Here is an 18,081-nt window from a genome sequence, read left to right as displayed (position 1 = left end):
GGAGCCCCCTACAGCGCTTCAAGGATTGCGACGACGCCCTGGCCGCCGGCCGCGCACACGGATACCAGCCCGCGGGCAGGCCGGCCGTTGGAGTGCCCCTTGGCGTGGAGCATCTTGGCGAGGGTGGCCACGATGCGTCCGCCGGTGGCCGCGAAGGGATGGCCGGCGGCAAGCGAGGAACCATTGACGTTCAGACGTGAGCGGTCGATGCTGCCGAAGGCGCCATCCAGGCCCAGGCGGGTGCGGCCAAACTCCTCGTCCTCCCAAGCGGCCAAGGTGCTCAGCACCGTCGCGGCGAAGGCTTCGTGGATTTCAAAGTAGTCGATGTCGGCCAGGGTGAGGTTCTGGCGGGCCAGCAGCCTGGGCACGGCAAACACCGGGGCCATGAGCAGCCCGTCCTTGCCGTGGACAAAGTCCACCGCTGCCGCCTCGGCGTCGACCACGGCGGCGAGCTTGGGCAGGTCGCGCGCATCGGCCCATTCCTCGGACGCCAGCAGGACGGTGGAGGCGCCGTCCGTCAACGGCGTGGAATTGCCGGCGGTCATGGTGGCATCGGCACCAAGGTTCCGGCCGAAGACCGGCTTCAATGAGGCCAGCTTCTCCATGGATGTATCCGCGCGCAGGTTGGCGTCCCGGGTCAATCCCCGATAGGGGGTCATCAGGTCGTCAAAGAAGCCGGAGTCGAACGCTGCCCCAAGATTCCGGTGGCTGTTCAGCGCCAGCTCATCCTGGGCCTCCCTGGTGATCTTCCACTGCGCCGTGGTGAGTGCCTGGTGTTCGCCCATGGACAAGCCGGTGCGGGGCTCAGAGGTGCCCGGTGCCAGCGGTGCCAGGTCCTTGGGCCGGAGCCGGCTGAGGATCTGCAGCCGCTGCGGAAGGGTCTTGGCCCGGTTGAGGTCCAGGATGACCTCGCGGAGGCCCTCACTGACCACCACGGGTGCGTCCGACGCCGAGTCGACACCCCCGGCGATGCCTGAGTCGATTTGGCCCAGCTTGATCTTGTTCGACAGGCCCACCACCGTTTCAAGGCCCGTGGCACAGGCCTGCTGAAGGTCGTATACGGGTGTCTCGGCGGACAGCGCGGAACCCAGCACGGCCTCCCGCGTCAGGTTGAAGTCCCTGGAGTGCTTGAGCACCGCACCGGCGGCCACCTGGCCGATCCGCTCATCCTGGAGGCCGAAGCGCGCGATCAGCCCGTCCAGCGCCGCGGTGAGCATGTCCTGATTGGAAGATTTGGCATAAGCCCCGCCGGCGCGGGCGAACGGGATCCGGTTTCCGCCGACAATCACCGCCCTGCGGGTGGCTGGAACGGTGGTTCCCTGGGCTGCTGCCCCGGGGCCGGGCACGGACTGTCCGTCAATGGACATGGATAGCTCCTCTGGTCACAAGCGGTTACCGATACCCAGCGTACCTGATACGCTCAGTATCGTGAACAACCCGGAGACCAGCACTGACCACCAGTCCGGCGCAAGCCCCGATGGCAGGTCCTCGCGCTGGCAGAGCCACCGGGAGGAACGCCGCCGGGAGCTCATCAAACAGGCGCGCAAGGCCGTGCATGCGCTTGGCAGCGATGCCTCAATGGAAGAGATCGCAACGGCGGCGGGAACGTCCAAATCCGTTTTCTACCGCTATTTCGGCGACAAGGCAGGACTGCAACAGGCTGTGGGCGAAGTGGTCCTGAGCCAGATGCAGCACCGCATGCGGGAAGCCGCCCAGGGCGCCCAGACACCGCGGGAAGGGTTGCTGGCGATGGTCTCGGCCTACCTCCAAATGGCCGACACCAGCCCCAGCGTCTATACCTTTGTCACCAGCCACGCGCCGGGCGATCCCGCAGGCACGCCGGCGTCCGCGATGGGCAGCGCCCTGGGCCACTTCTTCGAAGCGGTTGCGGACATGATCGCCACGCCCATGCGCTCCCACCTCGGTGGCGGCCGGGAAAACGTCATCGGCTACTGGCCCAAGGCCGCCATCGGCCTGGTGCGGAATGCCGGCGAACAGTGGCTCAGCACGCCCGACTCCCCCGCCAAGCCCGACCAGGAAACGATGGCACGCCAGATCACCGCGTGGCTGTGCGTAGGTATTGCCCCCGAGCTCACCACGGGCTCACAGACATCAAAGTTATCCGCCAACGAAGGACTGTGACATGACTGAAGTAGTGGCCCGATCCACCCGCAAGGGATTCCGCCCCGCGGCCAGCCCGGCCGCGGCACACAATTCCGCCGCCCCCCGGCCCGCCATCGACGTCGCGGCCCTGGGTGCACAGCTGCTGGGCCGGTGGTCCGCCGTTCGATTGCAGGCCAGGGAACTGGCCGCGCGGCCGGAACTGCACAAGATTGAGGGCCTGACGCACACCGAGCACCGCGCACGGGTGTTCGGCCAGTTGACGTACCTCGTTGACAACGACGCGGTGCACCGCGCCTTTCCCTCTGAGTTGGGCGGGTCCGACGACCACGGCGGCAACATTGCCGGTTTCGAGGAACTGGTGGTGGCGGACCCGTCCCTGCAGATCAAGGCCGGTGTCCAGTGGGGTCTGTTCGGCTCCGCAGTGATGCACCTGGGAACCGCCGGGCACCACGCCAAGTGGCTGCCAGGAATCATGAGCCTGGAAATCCCCGGCTGCTTCGCCATGACAGAGACCGGCCACGGGTCCGACGTCGCCAGCATCGCCACCACTGCCACCTTCGATCCTGCCACCGGGGAGTTCGAGCTCCACACCCCCTTCAGGGCTGCGTGGAAGGACTACATTGGCAACGCTGCCAATGACGGCCTGGCCGCCGTCGTCTTCGCCCAGCTGGTGACCCGGGGCGTGAACCACGGCGTGCACGCGTTCTATGTGGACCTTCGGGACCCGTCCACCAAGGAATTCCTGCCGGGCATCGGCGGCGAGGACGACGGCGTCAAGGGCGGCCTCAACGGCATCGACAACGGCCGGCTGCACTTCAACCATGTACGGATCCCGCGGACCAACCTCCTGAACCGCTACGGCAACGTCGACGCCGACGGAACCTACAGCTCACCCATCGCCAGCCCCGGCCGGCGCTTCTTCACCATGCTCGGAACCCTGGTGCAAGGCCGGGTTTCGCTGGACGGGGCGGCCGTCGCCGCCTCCAAGGTGGCCCTCAAGGCCGCCATCCAGTACGCCACCGAGCGCCGCCAGTTCAACGCTTCGTCCCATACGGACGAAGAAGTGCTGCTGGACTACCAGCGGCACCAGCGGCGGCTCTTCACCCGGCTGGCCACCACCTATGCGGCCAGCTTCGCCCACGAGCAACTGCTTGCAAAATTCGACGACGTCTTCTCCGGTGCCAACGACACCGACGCCGACCGCCAGGACCTGGAGACCCTGGCCGCGGCCCTGAAACCGCTGAGCACCTGGCACGCCCTGGACACCCTCCAGGAGTGCCGGGAAGCCTGCGGAGGAGCCGGATTCCTGATCGAGAACCGCTTCGCCTCGCTCCGGGCCGACCTGGACGTCTACGCCACCTTCGAAGGCGACAACACGGTGCTGCTCCAGCTCGTGGCAAAGCGCCTGCTCGCCGACTACGCAAAGGAATTCCGCAACGTCGACTTCGGTGTCCTGGCCCGTTATGTGGTGGGCCAGGCAGCCGGCGCCGCCGTCCACCGCACCGGCCTGCGGCAGGTGGCACAGTTCATGGCCGACACCGGGTCAGTCCAGAAGGCCGCCATTGCGCTCCGGGACGAGGAAAGCCAGCGCGCCCTGCTCACCGACAGGGTCCAGACCATGGTGGCCGAGGCGGCCACCGCGCTCAAAGGCAGCAGCCGGCTGCCGCAGGACAGGGGCGCGGCACTGTTCAACCGGCACCAGAACGAACTCATCGAGGCAGCCCAGGCCCATGCTGAACTGCTCCAGTGGGAAGCGTTCACCGACGCACTGCACGAAGTGGAGGATCCTGGAACCAAGCTGGTCATGACCTGGCTGCGTGACCTCTTTGGCCTGTCCCTGATCGAAAAGAACCTGTCCTGGTACCTGATGAACGGGCGCCTGTCGATGCAGCGGGCCCGCACCGTGGGCGGGTACATCAACAGGCTGCTGGAGAAAATCCGCCCGCACGCCCTGGACCTGGTGGACGCGTTCGGGTACGGCGACGACCATGTCCGGGCGGCCATCGCAACGGGCGCCGAGAAGGAACGGCAGGACGAGGCCCGCGCGCAGCTGCGCAGCGAGCGTGCCAGCGGGCAGTCGCCCGTGGATGAAAAGGTACTCCTGGCGCGGACGGCTGGCGGCCAGAAGCGCTGACCCTCCGGGGGTCCTGTTCACCAAGGTGCATGAATAACGACGGCGCCGCTCCCCTGCGCGGGGAGCGGCGCCGTCGTCGTACTGCTGAACTAACGGTCAGCCGGCTGCCGGCAGCACCGAGCGGTACACCTCGAGGGTGGTTTCCGTGATGGATTCCCAGGAGAAGTGCTTCTCCGCGCGCTCGCGGCCGGCCTGGCCCATGGCGCGGGCACGGTCAGGGTCCGACACCACTTCCGTGAGGGCGGCGGCGAACTCCGTGACGAACTTTTCCGGATCCAGCGGAGTGCCGGTGCCGTCGGTGACCTGCTCCAGGTCCACGAGCAGCCCCGTCCGGCTGTGCTCCACCACCTCGGGAATGCCGCCGGTCGCGCTGGCCACCACGGCCGCCCCGCAGGCCATGGCTTCGAGGTTGACGATGCCGAGCGGCTCATAGATGGAAGGGCAGGCGAACGCCGTGGCGTGGCTGAGCACCTGGATCAGTTCGTGGCGCGGCAGCATCCGTTCGATGAGCACCACGCCCGTGCGCTGCTTCTGCAGGTCCTCGATCAGGGCAGCCGTCTCGGCGGCAAGTTCAGGGGTGTCCGCCGCACCCAGGCACAGGACCAGCTGCACGTCGGCAGGAAGCTTGGCCGCCGCCCGCAGCAGGTAGGGAACGCCCTTCTGCCGTGTGTTTCTTCCCACAAAGACAACGCTGGGCTTGGCGGGATCAATGCCCAGGGCACGGACGGCGTCGTCGTTTTCGTCACGCTTCCACAGGTCGACGTCGATGCCGTTGTGCACCACGCGGACCTTTTCGGGGTCGACGTTGGGGTAGCTGCGCAGGATGTCCTGCCGCATGCCTTCCGACACGGCGATGATCGCGGCCGCCGCCTCGTAGGCTGTCTTCTCCACCCACGAGGACAGGGCGTAGCCACCGCCAAGCTGTTCGGCCTTCCACGGGCGCAGCGGCTCCAGGCTGTGGGCGCTCAAGACGTGCGGAATGCCGTGCAGCAGGGACGCAAGATGCCCTGCCATGTTGGCGTACCAGGTGTGCGAATGGACCAGGTCCGCGCCTTCGATGTCCGGGACGATCCGCAGGTCCACACCCAGGGTCTGGACCGCCGCGTTGGCCGAGCCGAGGTCCTCGGGGACCTGGTAGGAGCTCACGGTGGCTCCGTGGTAGTCAGTGTTGCGGGGAGCCCCGAACGCACGAACCTGCAGGTCAACGTGCTTACTAAGCACCCTGCTCAATTCGGCCACGTGCACCCCGGCGCCACCATAGATCTCGGGCGGGAACTCTTTAGTCACAATGTCTATTCGCACAAGACCCAAGGTAGTCCTTCGCGCATAACTGTTCTAGTGTGAAGGAGTCCGGGCGTACCGGACTGTCTTGGGGAGTTACGAAGGCGTACAGGAGCGACCACTATGCCGTTGAATAAAAAAGTCCTGGCCATTGTCCTCGCAGGCGGCGAGGGAAACAGACTCATGCCACTGACGGCGGACCGGGCCAAACCAGCCGTGCCCTTTGCGGGCAGCTACCGCCTCATCGACTTCGCGTTGTCCAACCTGGTCAATTCCCGCTACCTGCAGATCGTCGTCCTGACCCAGTACAAGTCGCACAGCCTTGACCGCCACATTTCCGAGACGTGGCGCATGTCCACCCAGCTGGGAAACTACATCGCTTCCGTTCCCGCCCAGCAGCGCGTGGGCAAAAGCTGGTTCCTTGGCAGCGCCAACGCCATCTACCAGTCCCTGAACCTCATCCACGACGCCAACCCCGACATCGTCGTCGTGGTCGGCGCCGACCACGTCTACCGCATGGACTTCGCCCAGATGGTGGCCCAGCACGTGCACAGCGGCGCCAAGGCGACGGTCGCGGCGGTTCGCCAGCCGCTGCACATGGCGGACCAGTTCGGCGTTATCGAAGTGGATCAGAACGACTCCCAGAAGATCGCCGCATTCGTGGAGAAGCCTGCGAGCACTCCCGGTCTCGCAGCGGATCCCTCCCAGTTCCTGGCCTCCATGGGCAACTACGTCTTCGACGCCGACGCCCTGGTGGCGGCGCTCCACGTGGACGCGGAACGGCTGGACACCAAGCACGACATGGGCGGCGACATCATCCCCTACTTCGTCAACCGCGGCGAGGCCGGTGTATATGACTTCACGCTTAACGACATCCCCGGCTCCACCGAGCGGGACCGCACCTACTGGCGCGACGTCGGTACCATCGACTCCTTCTATGACGCCCACATGGACCTCATCTCGCCACTGCCGGTCTTCAACCTGTACAACTCCGAGTGGCCCATCTACACGCGGCAGAGCATCTCCCCGCCCGCGAAGTTCGTCCGGGGCGACAACAACACCGTGGGAACGGCGCTGGACTCCATCGTCGCCAGCGGCGTGGTCATTTCCGGCGGCATCGTCGAGGGTTCGGTCCTGTCCAACGACGTCTATGTGGCCACGAGTGCCCGGGTGACGGACTCGGTGCTGATGGACAAGGTGCAGGTGGGCGAAGGCGCCGTGATCAAGCGGGCCATCCTGGACAAAAACGTCAAGGTCCCGGCCGGGGCGGCCATTGGCCTGGACCCGGACCTGGACCGCGCCCGCGGCTTCAAGGTCACCGAATCCGGCATCACGGTGCTGTCCAAGGGCCAGGAAGTTCCGGAACCGGGTGAAGCGGAAAGGCAGCTTGCCGCCCAGCACCTGGGGCTGGTGCCCAACGCCGTGAGGGCAGCGGCCGAACAGTTCCCCGAGGTCCGCGAGACCGTTGGCAAGGTGGCCGAAACGCATGCCGCAGCAGCGGCGAAAGCCTCACCGGACGGCGCACGGGTCTCCTGACCCGGCCTCACCGCCCGGACCATCCGACCCCGCGGGCCGGAGCACCACGGTGCTCCGGCCCGCGGCGTACGCTGTAAAATTGGGCTAATGAGCTCCCCCGACCTGACCCCTGAGGAAATCCAGGCCTGCCTCAAGGTCCTGAACACGATCCACGCGTACGACGAGGAGCACCCCGACTACATCTCGGTGCGCCGCGCCACCGGAAAGATGTTCAAAGCCGTCAAGCGGCACCGCCGGGTCACCAAGCGCGACCTGATTGCCGAAGCGGACAAGGCCGTCATCGCGCAGACCGCCACCGCCGCCCCGGACCGGATCGACGACGAAACCCGCGGCAACAAGCTGGCCCCCTCAGCTACCGGCAAGGTCGCCGGCCACCTCATCAGGTCCAGGCCCTGCTACATCTGCAAGCAGCACTACACCCAGGTGGACGCCTTCTACCACCAGCTGTGCCCTGAATGCGCGGCCTTCAGCCACAGCAAGCGCGATGCCCGGACCGACCTGACCGGCAGGCGCGCCCTGCTCACCGGCGGTCGCGCCAAGATCGGGATGTACATCGCCCTGCGGCTGCTGCGCGACGGCGCCCACACCACCATCACCACCCGGTTCCCCAAGGACGCCGCCCGCCGGTTCGCGGCGATGGAGGACAGTGGCGAGTGGCTGCACCGGCTCCGGATTGTCGGGATCGACCTCCGCGACCCGGCCCAGGTCATGGCCCTGACCGATTCCCTCAACGAGGCCGGTCCGCTGGACATCATCATCAACAACGCGGCCCAGACGGTCCGCCGGTCCGGCAATGCCTACAAGCCCCTGGTGGATGCCGAGGACGAACCGCTCCCCGCTGCGCTGGAGCGGGCCAACGGCGGCCCCGAACTGCTGACCTTCGGCCACGCCCACGACAAACACCCGCTGGCACTCGCGGGCAGCGTCACGGAACACCCCGTCCTGGCCGGCGACGCCATCACCTCGCTGGCGCTGTCCACAGGATCCGCCTCGCTCGAACGCATAGCGTCCGGGACGGCCATCGACGCCGGCGGACTGGTCCCCGACCTGGCCACCATCAACAGCTGGACGCAGGTGGTGGACGAAGTGGATCCGCTGGAGATGCTGGAGGTCCAGCTCTGCAACGTGACCGCACCGTTCCTGCTGGTGAGCCGCCTGCGGGGCGCCATGCAGCGCTCCACGGCGCGGCGCAAGTACATCGTGAACGTCTCCGCCATGGAAGGCCAGTTCTCGCGGGCCTACAAGGGGCCGGGGCACCCGCACACCAACATGGCCAAGGCCGCCCTGAACATGATGACCCGCACCAGCGCCCAGGAAATGCTGGAGACCGACGGCATCCTGATGACCGCCGTGGACACCGGCTGGATCACCGACGAACGACCGCACTTCACCAAGGTCCGGCTCATGGAGGAAGGCTTCCATGCACCCCTGGACCTGGTGGACGGCGCGGCCCGGGTGTACGACCCCATCGTCATGGGTGAACGCGGCGAGGACCAGTACGGCGTCTTCCTGAAGGATTACAAGCCCAGCCCTTGGTGATGGTTGTATGCTCACGGCATGAGCAACGAGTCATCCTCCCAAGTGCAGAACCTCGAACACCACGAATGCTGGGCCCTGCTGCGGACCGTGTCCGTGGGCAGGCTCGCGGTCCTCGTTGATGGCCGCCCGGATATCTTCCCGGTGAACTTCACGGTGGACGGCGGCACGCTGGTCTTCCGCACCAGCCAAGGCACCAAGTTGTCGGCTGCAACCGGTGACGCCCCGGTGGCTGTGGAGGCGGACGGTGTGGATGCTGACACCGGCCTGGCCTGGAGCGTAGTGATCAAGGGGACCGCCGACCTTGTCAAGAGCACCGAGGAAGTGCTCGAGACCTCCCGCCTGTACCTGTTCCCGTGGCAGGCCGGCCGGAAGGACGCGTTCGTCCGCATTACGCCGGACTCAGTCACCGGCCGCCGCTTCAAGGTGACGGATCCGATGACCTGGTGGACCCAGATCAGCAGTTCCGCGAAAACGTCGTTCGAGTAACAGGCTGCCGGGCCAGCCACGGCGCCGGAACTCCGTGCCCGGGTGGGCGGGCGGCCCTCAGGCCAGCTGGGTGATTTCCACGCTGACGTTGAGGGCCGACCCGCCGCCGCCGGACAGGATGCCTTTCAACGGCGACACGTCCCGGTAGTCCCGGCCCCGCGCAACGGTGACATGGAAGTCGCCGGCCGGCTTGTGGTTGGTGGGGTCCCAGCTCCGCCACTCGCCGTCCCACCACTCCAGCCACGCGTGCGACTGTCCGGCGACGGTCTCGCCGATGCCGGCGCTGGACCGAGGGTGGAGGTAGCCGGAGACGTAGCGGGCGGGGATACCGCAGCTGCGCAGCGCGCCGATGGCAAGGTGCGCCAGGTCCTGGCACACTCCCTTCCGCTGGCCCCAGGCTTCCTCCGCGTTGGTGGTGACCGCGGTGGAGCCGGACATGTAGGTCATCTCGCCGCGCATCCAGGCGAATACCGCCATGGCTGCCTCATGCGGGTTCTTGCCGGCCACGACCTCCGGGATGATGCCCAGGACCTCGTCCCCGGGGCCGCTGAGCCGCGACTGCGGCAGCCAGTCGCTGAAGGTGTTGAGGGTTTCCGGGCTGGCGAGCACGTCCCAGCCCACGATGTCCGCTTCGGAAGGGATTTTTTCTGCCCGGTGCACTTCCACCGTGATGTTGGACACCACTTCCAGGCGTTCGTGCGGCATCTGCATGTCGAAGGCCGTGACCCTCGTGCCCCAGTAATCACGGTAGGTGCTGACCGCCGCCTGCGACGGGGAGACCTTCACCACCGATTCCAGGACCACCTGCTGGGAGTCCGTCAGCGGGGTCATCCTGGCCTCGTTGTAGGACAAGGTGACGCGCTTGTTGTACTTGTAGGCCGTCCGGTGGACGATGCTCAGCCGGGTCATGAAACTTCTCCCACCCAGGCCAGTTCGTCCGCCTGATTGAAGTACTTACGGGAAATGGCGTCCGAGGCCTGGGACACGGCTTTCTGCACGCGCTCCATGTGCTCGGGCAGCTCGGACATGAGGTCGTCCGTGCGGTGGAACTCAAGGAACGTCCGGGCCTGTCCCACGATCCGGCGGGCGTCGTTGATGAACCCCACCCGCTGCGCTGACGGATCCAGCTTGGCCAGGCATTCGTCGGCATCCCGCAGGGCGTACACGATCGAACGCGGGAAGAGGCGGTCCAGGAGCAGGAACTCGGCGGCGTGCTGGTCACCGAAAGCAGCCCGCCGGGTCCGCAGGAAGGATTCGTAGGCGCCGGCGCAGCGGAGCATGTTCACCCACGACATGCCGGCGGAGAGGACATCGCGCGTGGACAGCATGCGCGCGGTCATGTCCGCGCGTTCCAGCGACCGGCCCAGGACCAGGAAGAGCCAGCTCTCGTCGTGGCTCACAGTGGTGTCCGCGAGGCCGCTGACCATGGCCGTGCGTTCCAGCGTCCAGTTGCAGAACCGGTAGGTGCCCACCACGTCCTTGCGGTGCTGGCTCAGCCCGTAGTACGTGGTGTTCAGGCTTTCCCACAGTCCGGAGGAAACAGTCTCCCGGGCGCGGCGGGCGTTCTCGCGGGCAGCGCCGAGGGAGCCGGCGATTGAGGTGGCGCTGGTCTTGTCATAGGCCAGGGCGTGGAGCAGCTCCGGCAGGCCGAAGTCCTCGTTCTGCGGGCGTGCACCCATCACGGCAAGGAGTTCCTGCGCCACGCTCCTGCGTTCCTCCATCGGGAGGTGGTTCAGCCGCTCCAGGTGCACGTCAAGGATGCGGGCGGTGCCGTCGGCGCGCTCCACGTAGCGGCCGATCCAAAACAAGGATTCGGCAATACGGCTAAGCATTCGCGGCTACCTCCTGCGTGCGCGGAATTGCTGGGGAAACTGGGGGCCGGGCGGCCGGGGTCACTGCTGCTGCTCCGACTGGCGGTCGCGCCAGTTGCTCTCCACCGGCCAGACCGAGACCCGTTCACGGACCGTGACCGACTGTCGGGGAACGGTCTCCACGGGCATCTGGGGCGAGTCCGCCAGGACCCAGGTGTCCTTGGACCCGCCGCCCTGGCTGGAGTTGACGATCAGGGACCCTTCTTTCAGCGCCACGCGGGTGAGGCCTCCGGGCAGCACCCAGACGTTCTCGCCGTCGTTCACCGCGAACGGCCGGAGGTCCACGTGCCGGGGGCCGAATTTGTCGCCGCCCAGCGTGGGGACGGTGGAGAGCTGCAGCACGGGCTGGGCGATCCAGCCGCGGGGGTCCGCAATGATCCGCTGGCGGAGGGCATCCAGTTCGTCGTTGGAAGCGTCGGGGCCGATGACCAGGCCCTTGCCGCCGGAGCCGTCAACCGGTTTGACCACGAGTTCGGCGAGGTTGTCCAGGGTGTATTCCCGGGCCTCCTTCTCCTCGAGCCGGTACGTGTCCACGTTCGCGATGATGGGCTCCTCGCCGAGGTAGTACCGGATCAGGTCAGGAACGTAACTGTAGACCAGTTTGTCGTCGGCCACGCCGTTGCCCACCGCGTTGGCAATGGTGACGCCGCCGGCGCGCGCAGCGTTGACCAGGCCCGGGCAGCCGAGCATGGAGTCCGCGCGGAACTGGAGCGGGTCAAGGAAATCGTCGTCGATCCGCTTGTAGATGACGTCCACGCGCTGTTCACCGGCGGTGGTGCGCATGTAGACGCGGTTTCCGCGGCAGATCAGGTCGCGGCCCTCCACCAGTTCCACGCCCATCAGCCCGGCCAGGAGGGTGTGCTCGAAGTAGGCGCTGTTGAACACCCCGGGGGTGAGGACGACGACGGTGGGGTCATCGACGCCGGCGGGCGCGGTTTTGCGCAAGGCCGAGAGCAGACGGCGCGGGTATTCCTCGACGGGACGGATGAGCTGCTGGCCGAAGGCCTCGGGCAGGCCCTTGGCCATGGCGCGCCGGTTTTCCAGGACGTAGCTCACGCCGGAGGGCACGCGGACGTTGTCCTCCAGGACGCGGAAGGTGCCGGCAGCGTCACGCACGACGTCGATGCCGGAGATGTGCACCCGGACCCCGCCGGCGGGTTCGAAGCCGTGGACCTGCCGGTGGAAGTGGGCGCTGGTGGTCACCAGCTGCCGGGGGATCACGCCGTCGGCCACGACTGTCATCTTGTCGTAGACGTCGTTCAGGAAGGCCTCCAGGGCGCGCACGCGCTGGGCCACGCCCCGTTCCAGGACGTCCCACTCGGCCGCCGGAATGACCCGGGGCACGATGTCGAGCGGAAAGGGCCGTTCCTCGCCGGCATAGTCAAAGGTCACACCGCGGTCCAGGAACGTGCGGGCCATCGAGTCCGCGCGGGCGCTGACGTCCGCCAGGGACAGCTTCCGAAGGGCGTCCGCCACCTCCGCGTAGGAGTCCCTCGCCTGCTGCCCGGGGGCGAACATCTCGTCGTAGGCTCCGGTCCGGCCCGCGGCCTCGGAGTAATCCTGGAATAGGTCTGACATGTCCAATAGCCAACCATCTTTTTGTTTCGAATTCATTACTGCCATCCATTCTCGCGTGTTGGCGGGGATGCTCCGGTTCGTGGATTGCGGGCCTCTTCGGGCACAGTAGGTGAGTGCCCCGCAGCAGAAGCCTCCCCACGCCCGCCCCGGGCGGCGACTCCGGCATCGGGCGCCTCCTTCCAGGGCTGGCGACGGCGGCACTTGCCGTGGCGTCGGCGATCCTGCTCCACGGCCTGTTCCCTCCTCTGCCCGCCATGACCCTGGCTGTGGTGCTTGGCGTCCTGGCCGCGAACCTGCCAGGAACGGGCGTGTGGTCCGCCGGCCGCGCCCGGCCCGGCCTGGACTTTGCCGGCAAGCACCTCATGCGGGCAGGGATCGTCCTGCTCGGCCTGAAGGTCAGCATCATGGACGTCCTGGGACTGGGCTGGCTGGCGCTGGTCCTGATCGCCGGCGTGGTGGCGGCCAGCTTTGGCGGGACCTACCTGATCTCGCGCCTGTTCCGCCTGCCGCCGGTGACGTCGCTCCTGGTGGCCACGGGGTTCTCCATCTGCGGCGCCTCCGCCATCGGCGCAGTGGCAGCCGTCCGCAGGATCCGGCACCCGGACACCGTCCTGCCCGTGGCACTGGTGACCCTTTGCGGCACCCTCGCCATCGGCGTCCTCCCCCTGCTCGTCCATCCCCTCGGCCTCACTCCAGCCGTCTTCGGCGCCTGGGCCGGCGCATCCGTGCACGACGTCGGACAGGTGGTGGCCACGGCGCAGACCGCCGGAACCGCGGCGCTGGCGATCGCCGTCGTCGTCAAACTCACCCGCGTGTTGCTGCTGGCACCCGTCGCTGCGCTGGCAGGTGCGCACCACCGCCGGAGCACCCGGCCGGACACAGCGGGTGCGAAACTGCCGCCCGTAGTGCCGCTGTTCGTGCTGGGCTTTGTGGCGATGGTGGGGCTGCGTTCCACGGGATGGCTCGGCGACGGCTGGCTGGAAGCCGGTGCCGTGCTCCAGGACATCGCGCTGGGCGCTGCGCTCTTCGGCCTGGGCTCCGCCGTGCGGATCCGGCACCTGCTGCACGCCGGGGGCCGCGCGGTGCTTGCTGCGCTTGCCTCCTGGCTGCTGATCGCCGTGCTGGGCCTGGCAGCGGCCCGCCTGATCACCGCGTAACTGTGACGGATCGGCGCCGTGATTAGATAGCCGGGTGCCACTTGAGAATCTGATGCGCAGCGAAGCCGCCGACCGTTCAGCCCTGATCAGCACCGCCAGTTACGACGTCTCGCTCGATGTCCGGCAGGCCGCGGACCCGGACGTGGCCGGCTACACCAGCCGCAGCGTCATTACCTTCTCTGCCTCGGAGCCGGGAAGTTCAACCTTCCTGGATTTCATCGGCGCCGGTGTCCACAGCGTCTTCCTCAATGGCAAGGGCCTGTCAGTGGAGGACGTGGTGGACGGTTCGCGGATCCGGCTGGACAACCTCCTGGCGGAGAACCAGGTGACGGTCACCGGAACCGCCCTCTACAGCCGCTCCGGCGAGGGCATGCACCGGTTCGTGGACCCTGCCGACGGCAAGACCTACCTCTACACGCAGTACGAACCTGCCGACGCCCGCCGCGTGTTCGCCAACTTCGAGCAGCCGGACCTCAAGGCCACCTACACCTTCCATGTCATGGCGCCTGCGCAGTGGGAGGTGGCGTCCAACGGCGCGGAAGTGAAGCGGACGCTCCTCACCAGCGATCCGGCCACGGCCTGCTGGGACTTCGCCACCACACTGCCCATGTCCACGTACATCACCACCATCCTGGCCGGCCCCTACTTCAAGGCGGCGGACCGCTGGCAGGCAACGCTCGACGACGGGACGCACCTGGACGTGCCCCTGGCCCTCTACTGCCGTGCGTCCATGGCGGAATCCTTTGACACGCAGCACCTCTTCAGCCTGACCAAAAAGGGCCTGGACTTCTTCAACAGGCTCTTCGACTTCCCATACCCCTGGGGCAAATACGACCAGGCCTTTGTCCCGGAGTACAACCTTGGCGCAATGGAAAACCCCGGGCTGGTCACCTTCACCGAGAGCTACGTGTTCACCTCCCGCGCCACCGACGCCCAGTACCAGGGGCGCGCCAACACCCTGATGCACGAGATGGCGCACATGTGGTTCGGCGACCTGGTGACCATGCAGTGGTGGGACGACCTGTGGCTGAAGGAATCCTTCGCCGACTACATGGGCACCCTGGGCGTGGACCGGGCGACGGACTGGGACACCGCCTGGGTGAACTTCGCCAACAAGCGCAAGGCGTGGGCCTACGTCCAGGACCAGCTGCCCACCACACACCCGATCGTGGCCGACGTCCCGGACCTGGAAGCGGCCAAGCAGAACTTCGACGGCATCACCTACGCCAAGGGCGCGTCAGTCCTGAAGCAACTGGTGGCCTACGTGGGCTTCGACGCGTTCATCGCCGGATCGCGCGCCTACTTCCGGAAGCACGCCTACGGCAACACCTCGCTGGGTGACCTCCTTGAGGCGCTGGGCGAGGCCTCCGGGCGGGACCTGGCAGGCTGGGCGCAGCACTGGCTGCAAACATCCGGCATCTCCACTTTGTCCCTGGACATCGTTCCGGGAGCAACGGACGACGACGGCGTGCCCGGCGAGGTGGCCATGGTCCAGGAAGCAACGGATCCCGTCACGGGACGGGAGGAACTGCGTCCGCACCGCCTGCGCGTCGGTTCCTACGACTTCGACGGGTCCGGTGCCCTGGTGCGGACCGGAAGCATCGAAACCGACGTGGTGGGCGCCCGGACGGAACTCCCCCAGCTCGCGGGACGCCCAAGGCCTGCGCTGCTGCTCGTCAACGACGATGACCTCACGTACGCCAAAGTGCGGCTGGATCCCGTGTCGGAGGCCACCGTCCGCGTTTCACTCGACCGGATCACCGATCCGATGGCTCGGGCACTGTGCTGGACGGCGCTCTGGAACTCCGCGCGCGACGCCGTGAGCCCCGCCGCGCACTATGTCGACGCGGTGGCCGCGTTCGCCCCTTCCGAATCCGGCATCGGCGTCCTGCTGAACATCCTCGACAACGCCGTGACCGCCGTCGAACGCTACACCGGCGTTGCCAGCCGCACGGCCGTGCGCGCGTCCTTCCTGGCCGCGGCCGCTGCCGAGCTGGACCGGGCCCGCCCGGGCTCCGACCAGCAACTGGCCTGGGCCCGCACCCTCGGCACGCTCAGCCGGCACGACGCAACACTGCTGCCGCGCCTGCGGGGACTGCTGGACGGGACGGACGCCGTGGAAGGCCTGGCCGTGGACGCTGAACTCAGGTGGCACTTCTGGCATGCGCTCGCCGCACACGGGCAGGCAACCGCGGCCGAACTGGATGCCGAGCTGAAGCGGGACACCACCGCGTCCGGACGTGCCGGCCACGCCACCGCAATGGCCTCCCGCCCCGACCCGGAGGTCAAGGCGGCGGCCTGGACCGCTGCCGTGGAGGGCAACGAACTCTCCAACCAGCTGCTGACCGCCACGATCAACGGATTTGCCACGGCGCCGGCGGAACTGCTCGACCCGTATATTGAGCCTTACTTCGATTGCCTCCGGAAGACGTGGGACACCCGCAGCATCGAGATCGCCGGGCGGATCGTCCGGGGCCTGTATCCGTCGGCGCAGGACCTGCCGGACGGAACCCGCCCCGGGGAGCAGAAAGTGCTGCGGCTGACGGACCGCTGGCTTGAGGCGAACCAGGATGCGCCGCATGCACTCCTCCGCATCGTGGTGGAACAGCGCAGCCACCTGCTGCGGGCACTGTGCGCGCAGGCCGTCGTCGTGGATTCCCCCACCCTCGCCCGGCCCGCGCACTGACAGCAGGGCTCGATGCGCCGGGACGGTCCGTGCGCAGCCAACCCGGGCCGCACTGCGCCCTGGCGCTCACATCGCAGCGTCAGGGAACCCGGTGCAGCCATTCCTCGGTGCCGAATTTCGCGGCCACCCGCTCCTCGGCCGTGGCCAGTTCCCGGCCCGTCAGCTCGGACGGCGTGGCACCGTAGCGTCCGGCGAAGACGTCCATCATTGCCTCGATAATGGCGGTCCGTGCCAGGCCCGTCTGCCGCCGGAGCGGGTCCACGCGCTTCTTGGCGCTGCGGGTGCCCTTGTCTGAGAGTTTCTCCTTGCCGATCCGCAGGACTTCCACCATTTTGTCCGCGTCGATGTCGTAGCTCATGGTTACGTGGTGCAGCATGCCGCCGTTGGCCAGCCGCTTCTGCGCGGCCCCGCCGATCTTGCCCTGGTCCGTGGCGATGTCATTCAGCGGGACGTAGAAGGCGTTGATGCCCAGTTTCTCCAGCGCGGCCATGACCCAGGCGTCAAGGAAGGGATAGGAGTCCGCGAAGCTGAGCCCGTCCACCAGTGTCTGGGGCAGGTAAAGCGAGTAGGTGATGCAGTTGCCGGCTTCCATGAACATCGCTCCCCCGCCGCTGATGCGCCGCACCACGTTGATGCCGTGCCGGGCAACGCCGTCGGGATCCACCTCGTTCCGCACCGACTGGAAACTGCCGATGACCACGGACGGCTCCTGCCAGTCCCAGAACCTCAGCGTCGGGGTGCGCAGCCCTGCCCCCACCGCCTCGGTGAGGACTTCGTCCAGGGCCACGTTGATTTCCGTGGGCAGGACGGTGGGAGCAATGACGTTCCACTCGTGGTCGGCCCAGGAGGTCGCCTTGGCCAGCGCCCGGCGGACGGTCACCGCGACAGCGTCCGCGGAGAACCCGAAAAGGACCGTACCGGCGGGCAGCGCTGCGGTGACGGCTGCGGCGAGGTCTGCCGCCGGGGTGGTGTCCGGCAGGCCGGTCAGCGCGCGGTTGATGTCCAGCAGCGCCTCATCCGGCTCCAGGAAGAAGTCGCCGCTGATGGATACCCGGGCGAGCGTGCCGTCCACCACGGCCAGGTCCGCCACCACGAGCTTGCCGCCGGGAACTTTGTATTCACCGTGGTAGTCACCGTGCGCGCCGCGGTAGTTGGATGCGGGAAAGGGCTGCGTCATGATTCCCATCCTGCCCCAGAAAGCAGGTGCGCGGTTAACGCGAAAAAGCCCGCACCGTTGCCGGTGCGGGCTTTTCGTTGAAGCTTGGGCGAAGGAATTACTTCTTGCCGCCGAAGCCCTTGAAGCGAGCGTTGAAGCGCTCGACGCGGCCTGCAGAGTCCATGATGCGCTGCTTGCCCGTGTAGAACGGGTGGGACTCGGAAGAGATTTCGACGTCGATGACCGGGTAGGTGTTGCCGTCTTCCCACTCGATGGTCTTCGAGGAAGACACGGTGGAGCGGGTCAGGAACTTGGTGCCGGAGGCCAGGTCGTTGAAGACAACAGCTTCGTACTTCGGGTGGGTATCAGACTTCATAATGGGACCTTTGTTCGCGCAGCTGGATTTTGCCAGTTGCCAGGTATGAATGGGATGGCTGGGATCTGCTGCAGCCGAAGCTGAAAACGCAGGACAACCAGCTATCAATCATAGCGGACGCCGGCGGGCCTGACGAACGCGTGCAGCCGACGCTAGG

At 67.1% G+C, this 18,081-nt stretch carries 14 protein-coding genes; 7 read left to right on the top strand and 7 right to left on the bottom strand.

Going from position 1 to position 18,081, the window contains the following annotated elements:
- Nucleotides 1-8: 8 nt before the first annotated feature.
- On the bottom strand, nucleotides 9-1,367 hold the full coding sequence (locus AC3IMC_RS02055) for an acetyl-CoA C-acetyltransferase (protein ID WP_490916790.1): 1,359 nt from the start codon (nucleotides 1,365-1,367) through the stop codon (nucleotides 9-11).
- 61 nt (nucleotides 1,368-1,428) lie between these two features.
- Here AC3IMC_RS02055 and AC3IMC_RS02050 point away from each other — a divergent pair, with 61 nt between their 5' ends.
- Both AC3IMC_RS02050 and AC3IMC_RS02045 read left to right on the top strand, forming a co-directional pair.
- Nucleotides 1,429-2,142, top strand: a complete 714-nt coding sequence (locus AC3IMC_RS02050) for a TetR/AcrR family transcriptional regulator (protein WP_490916789.1) — start codon at nucleotides 1,429-1,431, stop codon at nucleotides 2,140-2,142.
- Nucleotide 2,143: 1 nt separating this feature from the next.
- Nucleotides 2,144-4,258: an acyl-CoA dehydrogenase family protein gene (locus tag AC3IMC_RS02045; RefSeq protein WP_490916788.1), complete on the top strand. Its 2,115-nt coding sequence runs from the start codon at nucleotides 2,144-2,146 to the stop codon at nucleotides 4,256-4,258.
- 96 nt (nucleotides 4,259-4,354) lie between these two features.
- Here the strand turns inward: AC3IMC_RS02045 and glgA are convergent, their stop codons facing one another.
- Nucleotides 4,355-5,560, bottom strand: coding sequence for a glycogen synthase (gene glgA, locus AC3IMC_RS02040; protein WP_490916786.1), 1,206 nt, complete (start codon nucleotides 5,558-5,560; stop codon nucleotides 4,355-4,357).
- Between the two features lie 102 nt (nucleotides 5,561-5,662).
- Here glgA and glgC point away from each other — a divergent pair, with 102 nt between their 5' ends.
- The 3 genes from glgC (at nucleotide 5,663) to AC3IMC_RS02025 (ending at nucleotide 9,100) form a co-directional block, all read left to right on the top strand.
- Entirely contained in the window at nucleotides 5,663-7,075 is a 1,413-nt protein-coding gene (gene glgC, locus AC3IMC_RS02035; protein ID WP_490916785.1) for a glucose-1-phosphate adenylyltransferase, read from the top strand.
- Nucleotides 7,076-7,162: 87 nt separating this feature from the next.
- Complete coding sequence (locus tag AC3IMC_RS02030; protein ID WP_490916784.1) at nucleotides 7,163-8,614, top strand: SDR family NAD(P)-dependent oxidoreductase; 1,452 nt, start codon at nucleotides 7,163-7,165, stop codon at nucleotides 8,612-8,614.
- Between the two features lie 18 nt (nucleotides 8,615-8,632).
- A complete protein-coding gene (locus AC3IMC_RS02025) occupies nucleotides 8,633-9,100 on the top strand; it encodes a pyridoxamine 5'-phosphate oxidase family protein (RefSeq protein ID WP_490916783.1) in 468 nt (155 codons plus the stop codon).
- A gap of 57 nt (nucleotides 9,101-9,157) precedes the next feature.
- Here the strand turns inward: AC3IMC_RS02025 and AC3IMC_RS02020 are convergent, their stop codons facing one another.
- From AC3IMC_RS02020 to AC3IMC_RS02010, 3 genes are read right to left on the bottom strand one after another with little or no spacing between them, the layout of a single operon-like run.
- Nucleotides 9,158-10,009 (bottom strand): transglutaminase family protein, encoded by an 852-nt coding sequence (locus AC3IMC_RS02020; RefSeq protein ID WP_490916782.1) that lies wholly within the window; start codon nucleotides 10,007-10,009, stop codon nucleotides 9,158-9,160.
- Nucleotides 10,006-10,932: an alpha-E domain-containing protein gene (locus AC3IMC_RS02015; RefSeq protein WP_221385075.1), complete on the bottom strand. Its 927-nt coding sequence runs from the start codon at nucleotides 10,930-10,932 to the stop codon at nucleotides 10,006-10,008. The genes AC3IMC_RS02020 and AC3IMC_RS02015 overlap by 4 nt, the downstream gene beginning before the upstream one ends.
- Nucleotides 10,933-10,992: 60 nt before the next feature.
- Nucleotides 10,993-12,549, bottom strand: a complete 1,557-nt coding sequence (locus AC3IMC_RS02010; RefSeq protein ID WP_221385076.1) for a circularly permuted type 2 ATP-grasp protein — start codon at nucleotides 12,547-12,549, stop codon at nucleotides 10,993-10,995.
- A 113-nt stretch (nucleotides 12,550-12,662) separates the two neighbouring features.
- On the opposite strand from AC3IMC_RS02010, the gene AC3IMC_RS02005 reads away from it, so the two are divergent.
- Nucleotides 12,663-13,706, top strand: coding sequence for a YeiH family protein (locus AC3IMC_RS02005; protein ID WP_490916781.1), 1,044 nt, complete (start codon nucleotides 12,663-12,665; stop codon nucleotides 13,704-13,706).
- Nucleotides 13,707-13,758: 52 nt separating this feature from the next.
- On the top strand, nucleotides 13,759-16,392 hold the full coding sequence (pepN, locus tag AC3IMC_RS02000; RefSeq protein ID WP_490917104.1) for an aminopeptidase N: 2,634 nt from the start codon (nucleotides 13,759-13,761) through the stop codon (nucleotides 16,390-16,392).
- A gap of 79 nt (nucleotides 16,393-16,471) precedes the next feature.
- Here pepN and lplAB read toward each other — a convergent pair whose 3' ends face one another.
- Nucleotides 16,472-17,569 (bottom strand): lipoate-protein ligase LplAB, encoded by a 1,098-nt coding sequence (gene lplAB / locus AC3IMC_RS01995; protein WP_490916780.1) that lies wholly within the window; start codon nucleotides 17,567-17,569, stop codon nucleotides 16,472-16,474.
- Between the two features lie 97 nt (nucleotides 17,570-17,666).
- The gene (locus tag AC3IMC_RS01990) at nucleotides 17,667-17,924 is read right to left on the bottom strand and encodes a type B 50S ribosomal protein L31 (RefSeq protein ID WP_018761303.1); all 258 of its coding nucleotides are present in this window, start codon (nucleotides 17,922-17,924) and stop codon (nucleotides 17,667-17,669) included.
- Nucleotides 17,925-18,081: the final 157 nt, after the last annotated feature.

It is taken from the genome of Arthrobacter sp. E70 (genome assembly GCF_058266945.1).
The sequence above is the reverse complement of the archived record's forward strand: the minus strand, read 5'-3'. Positions and strand labels throughout refer to the sequence as shown.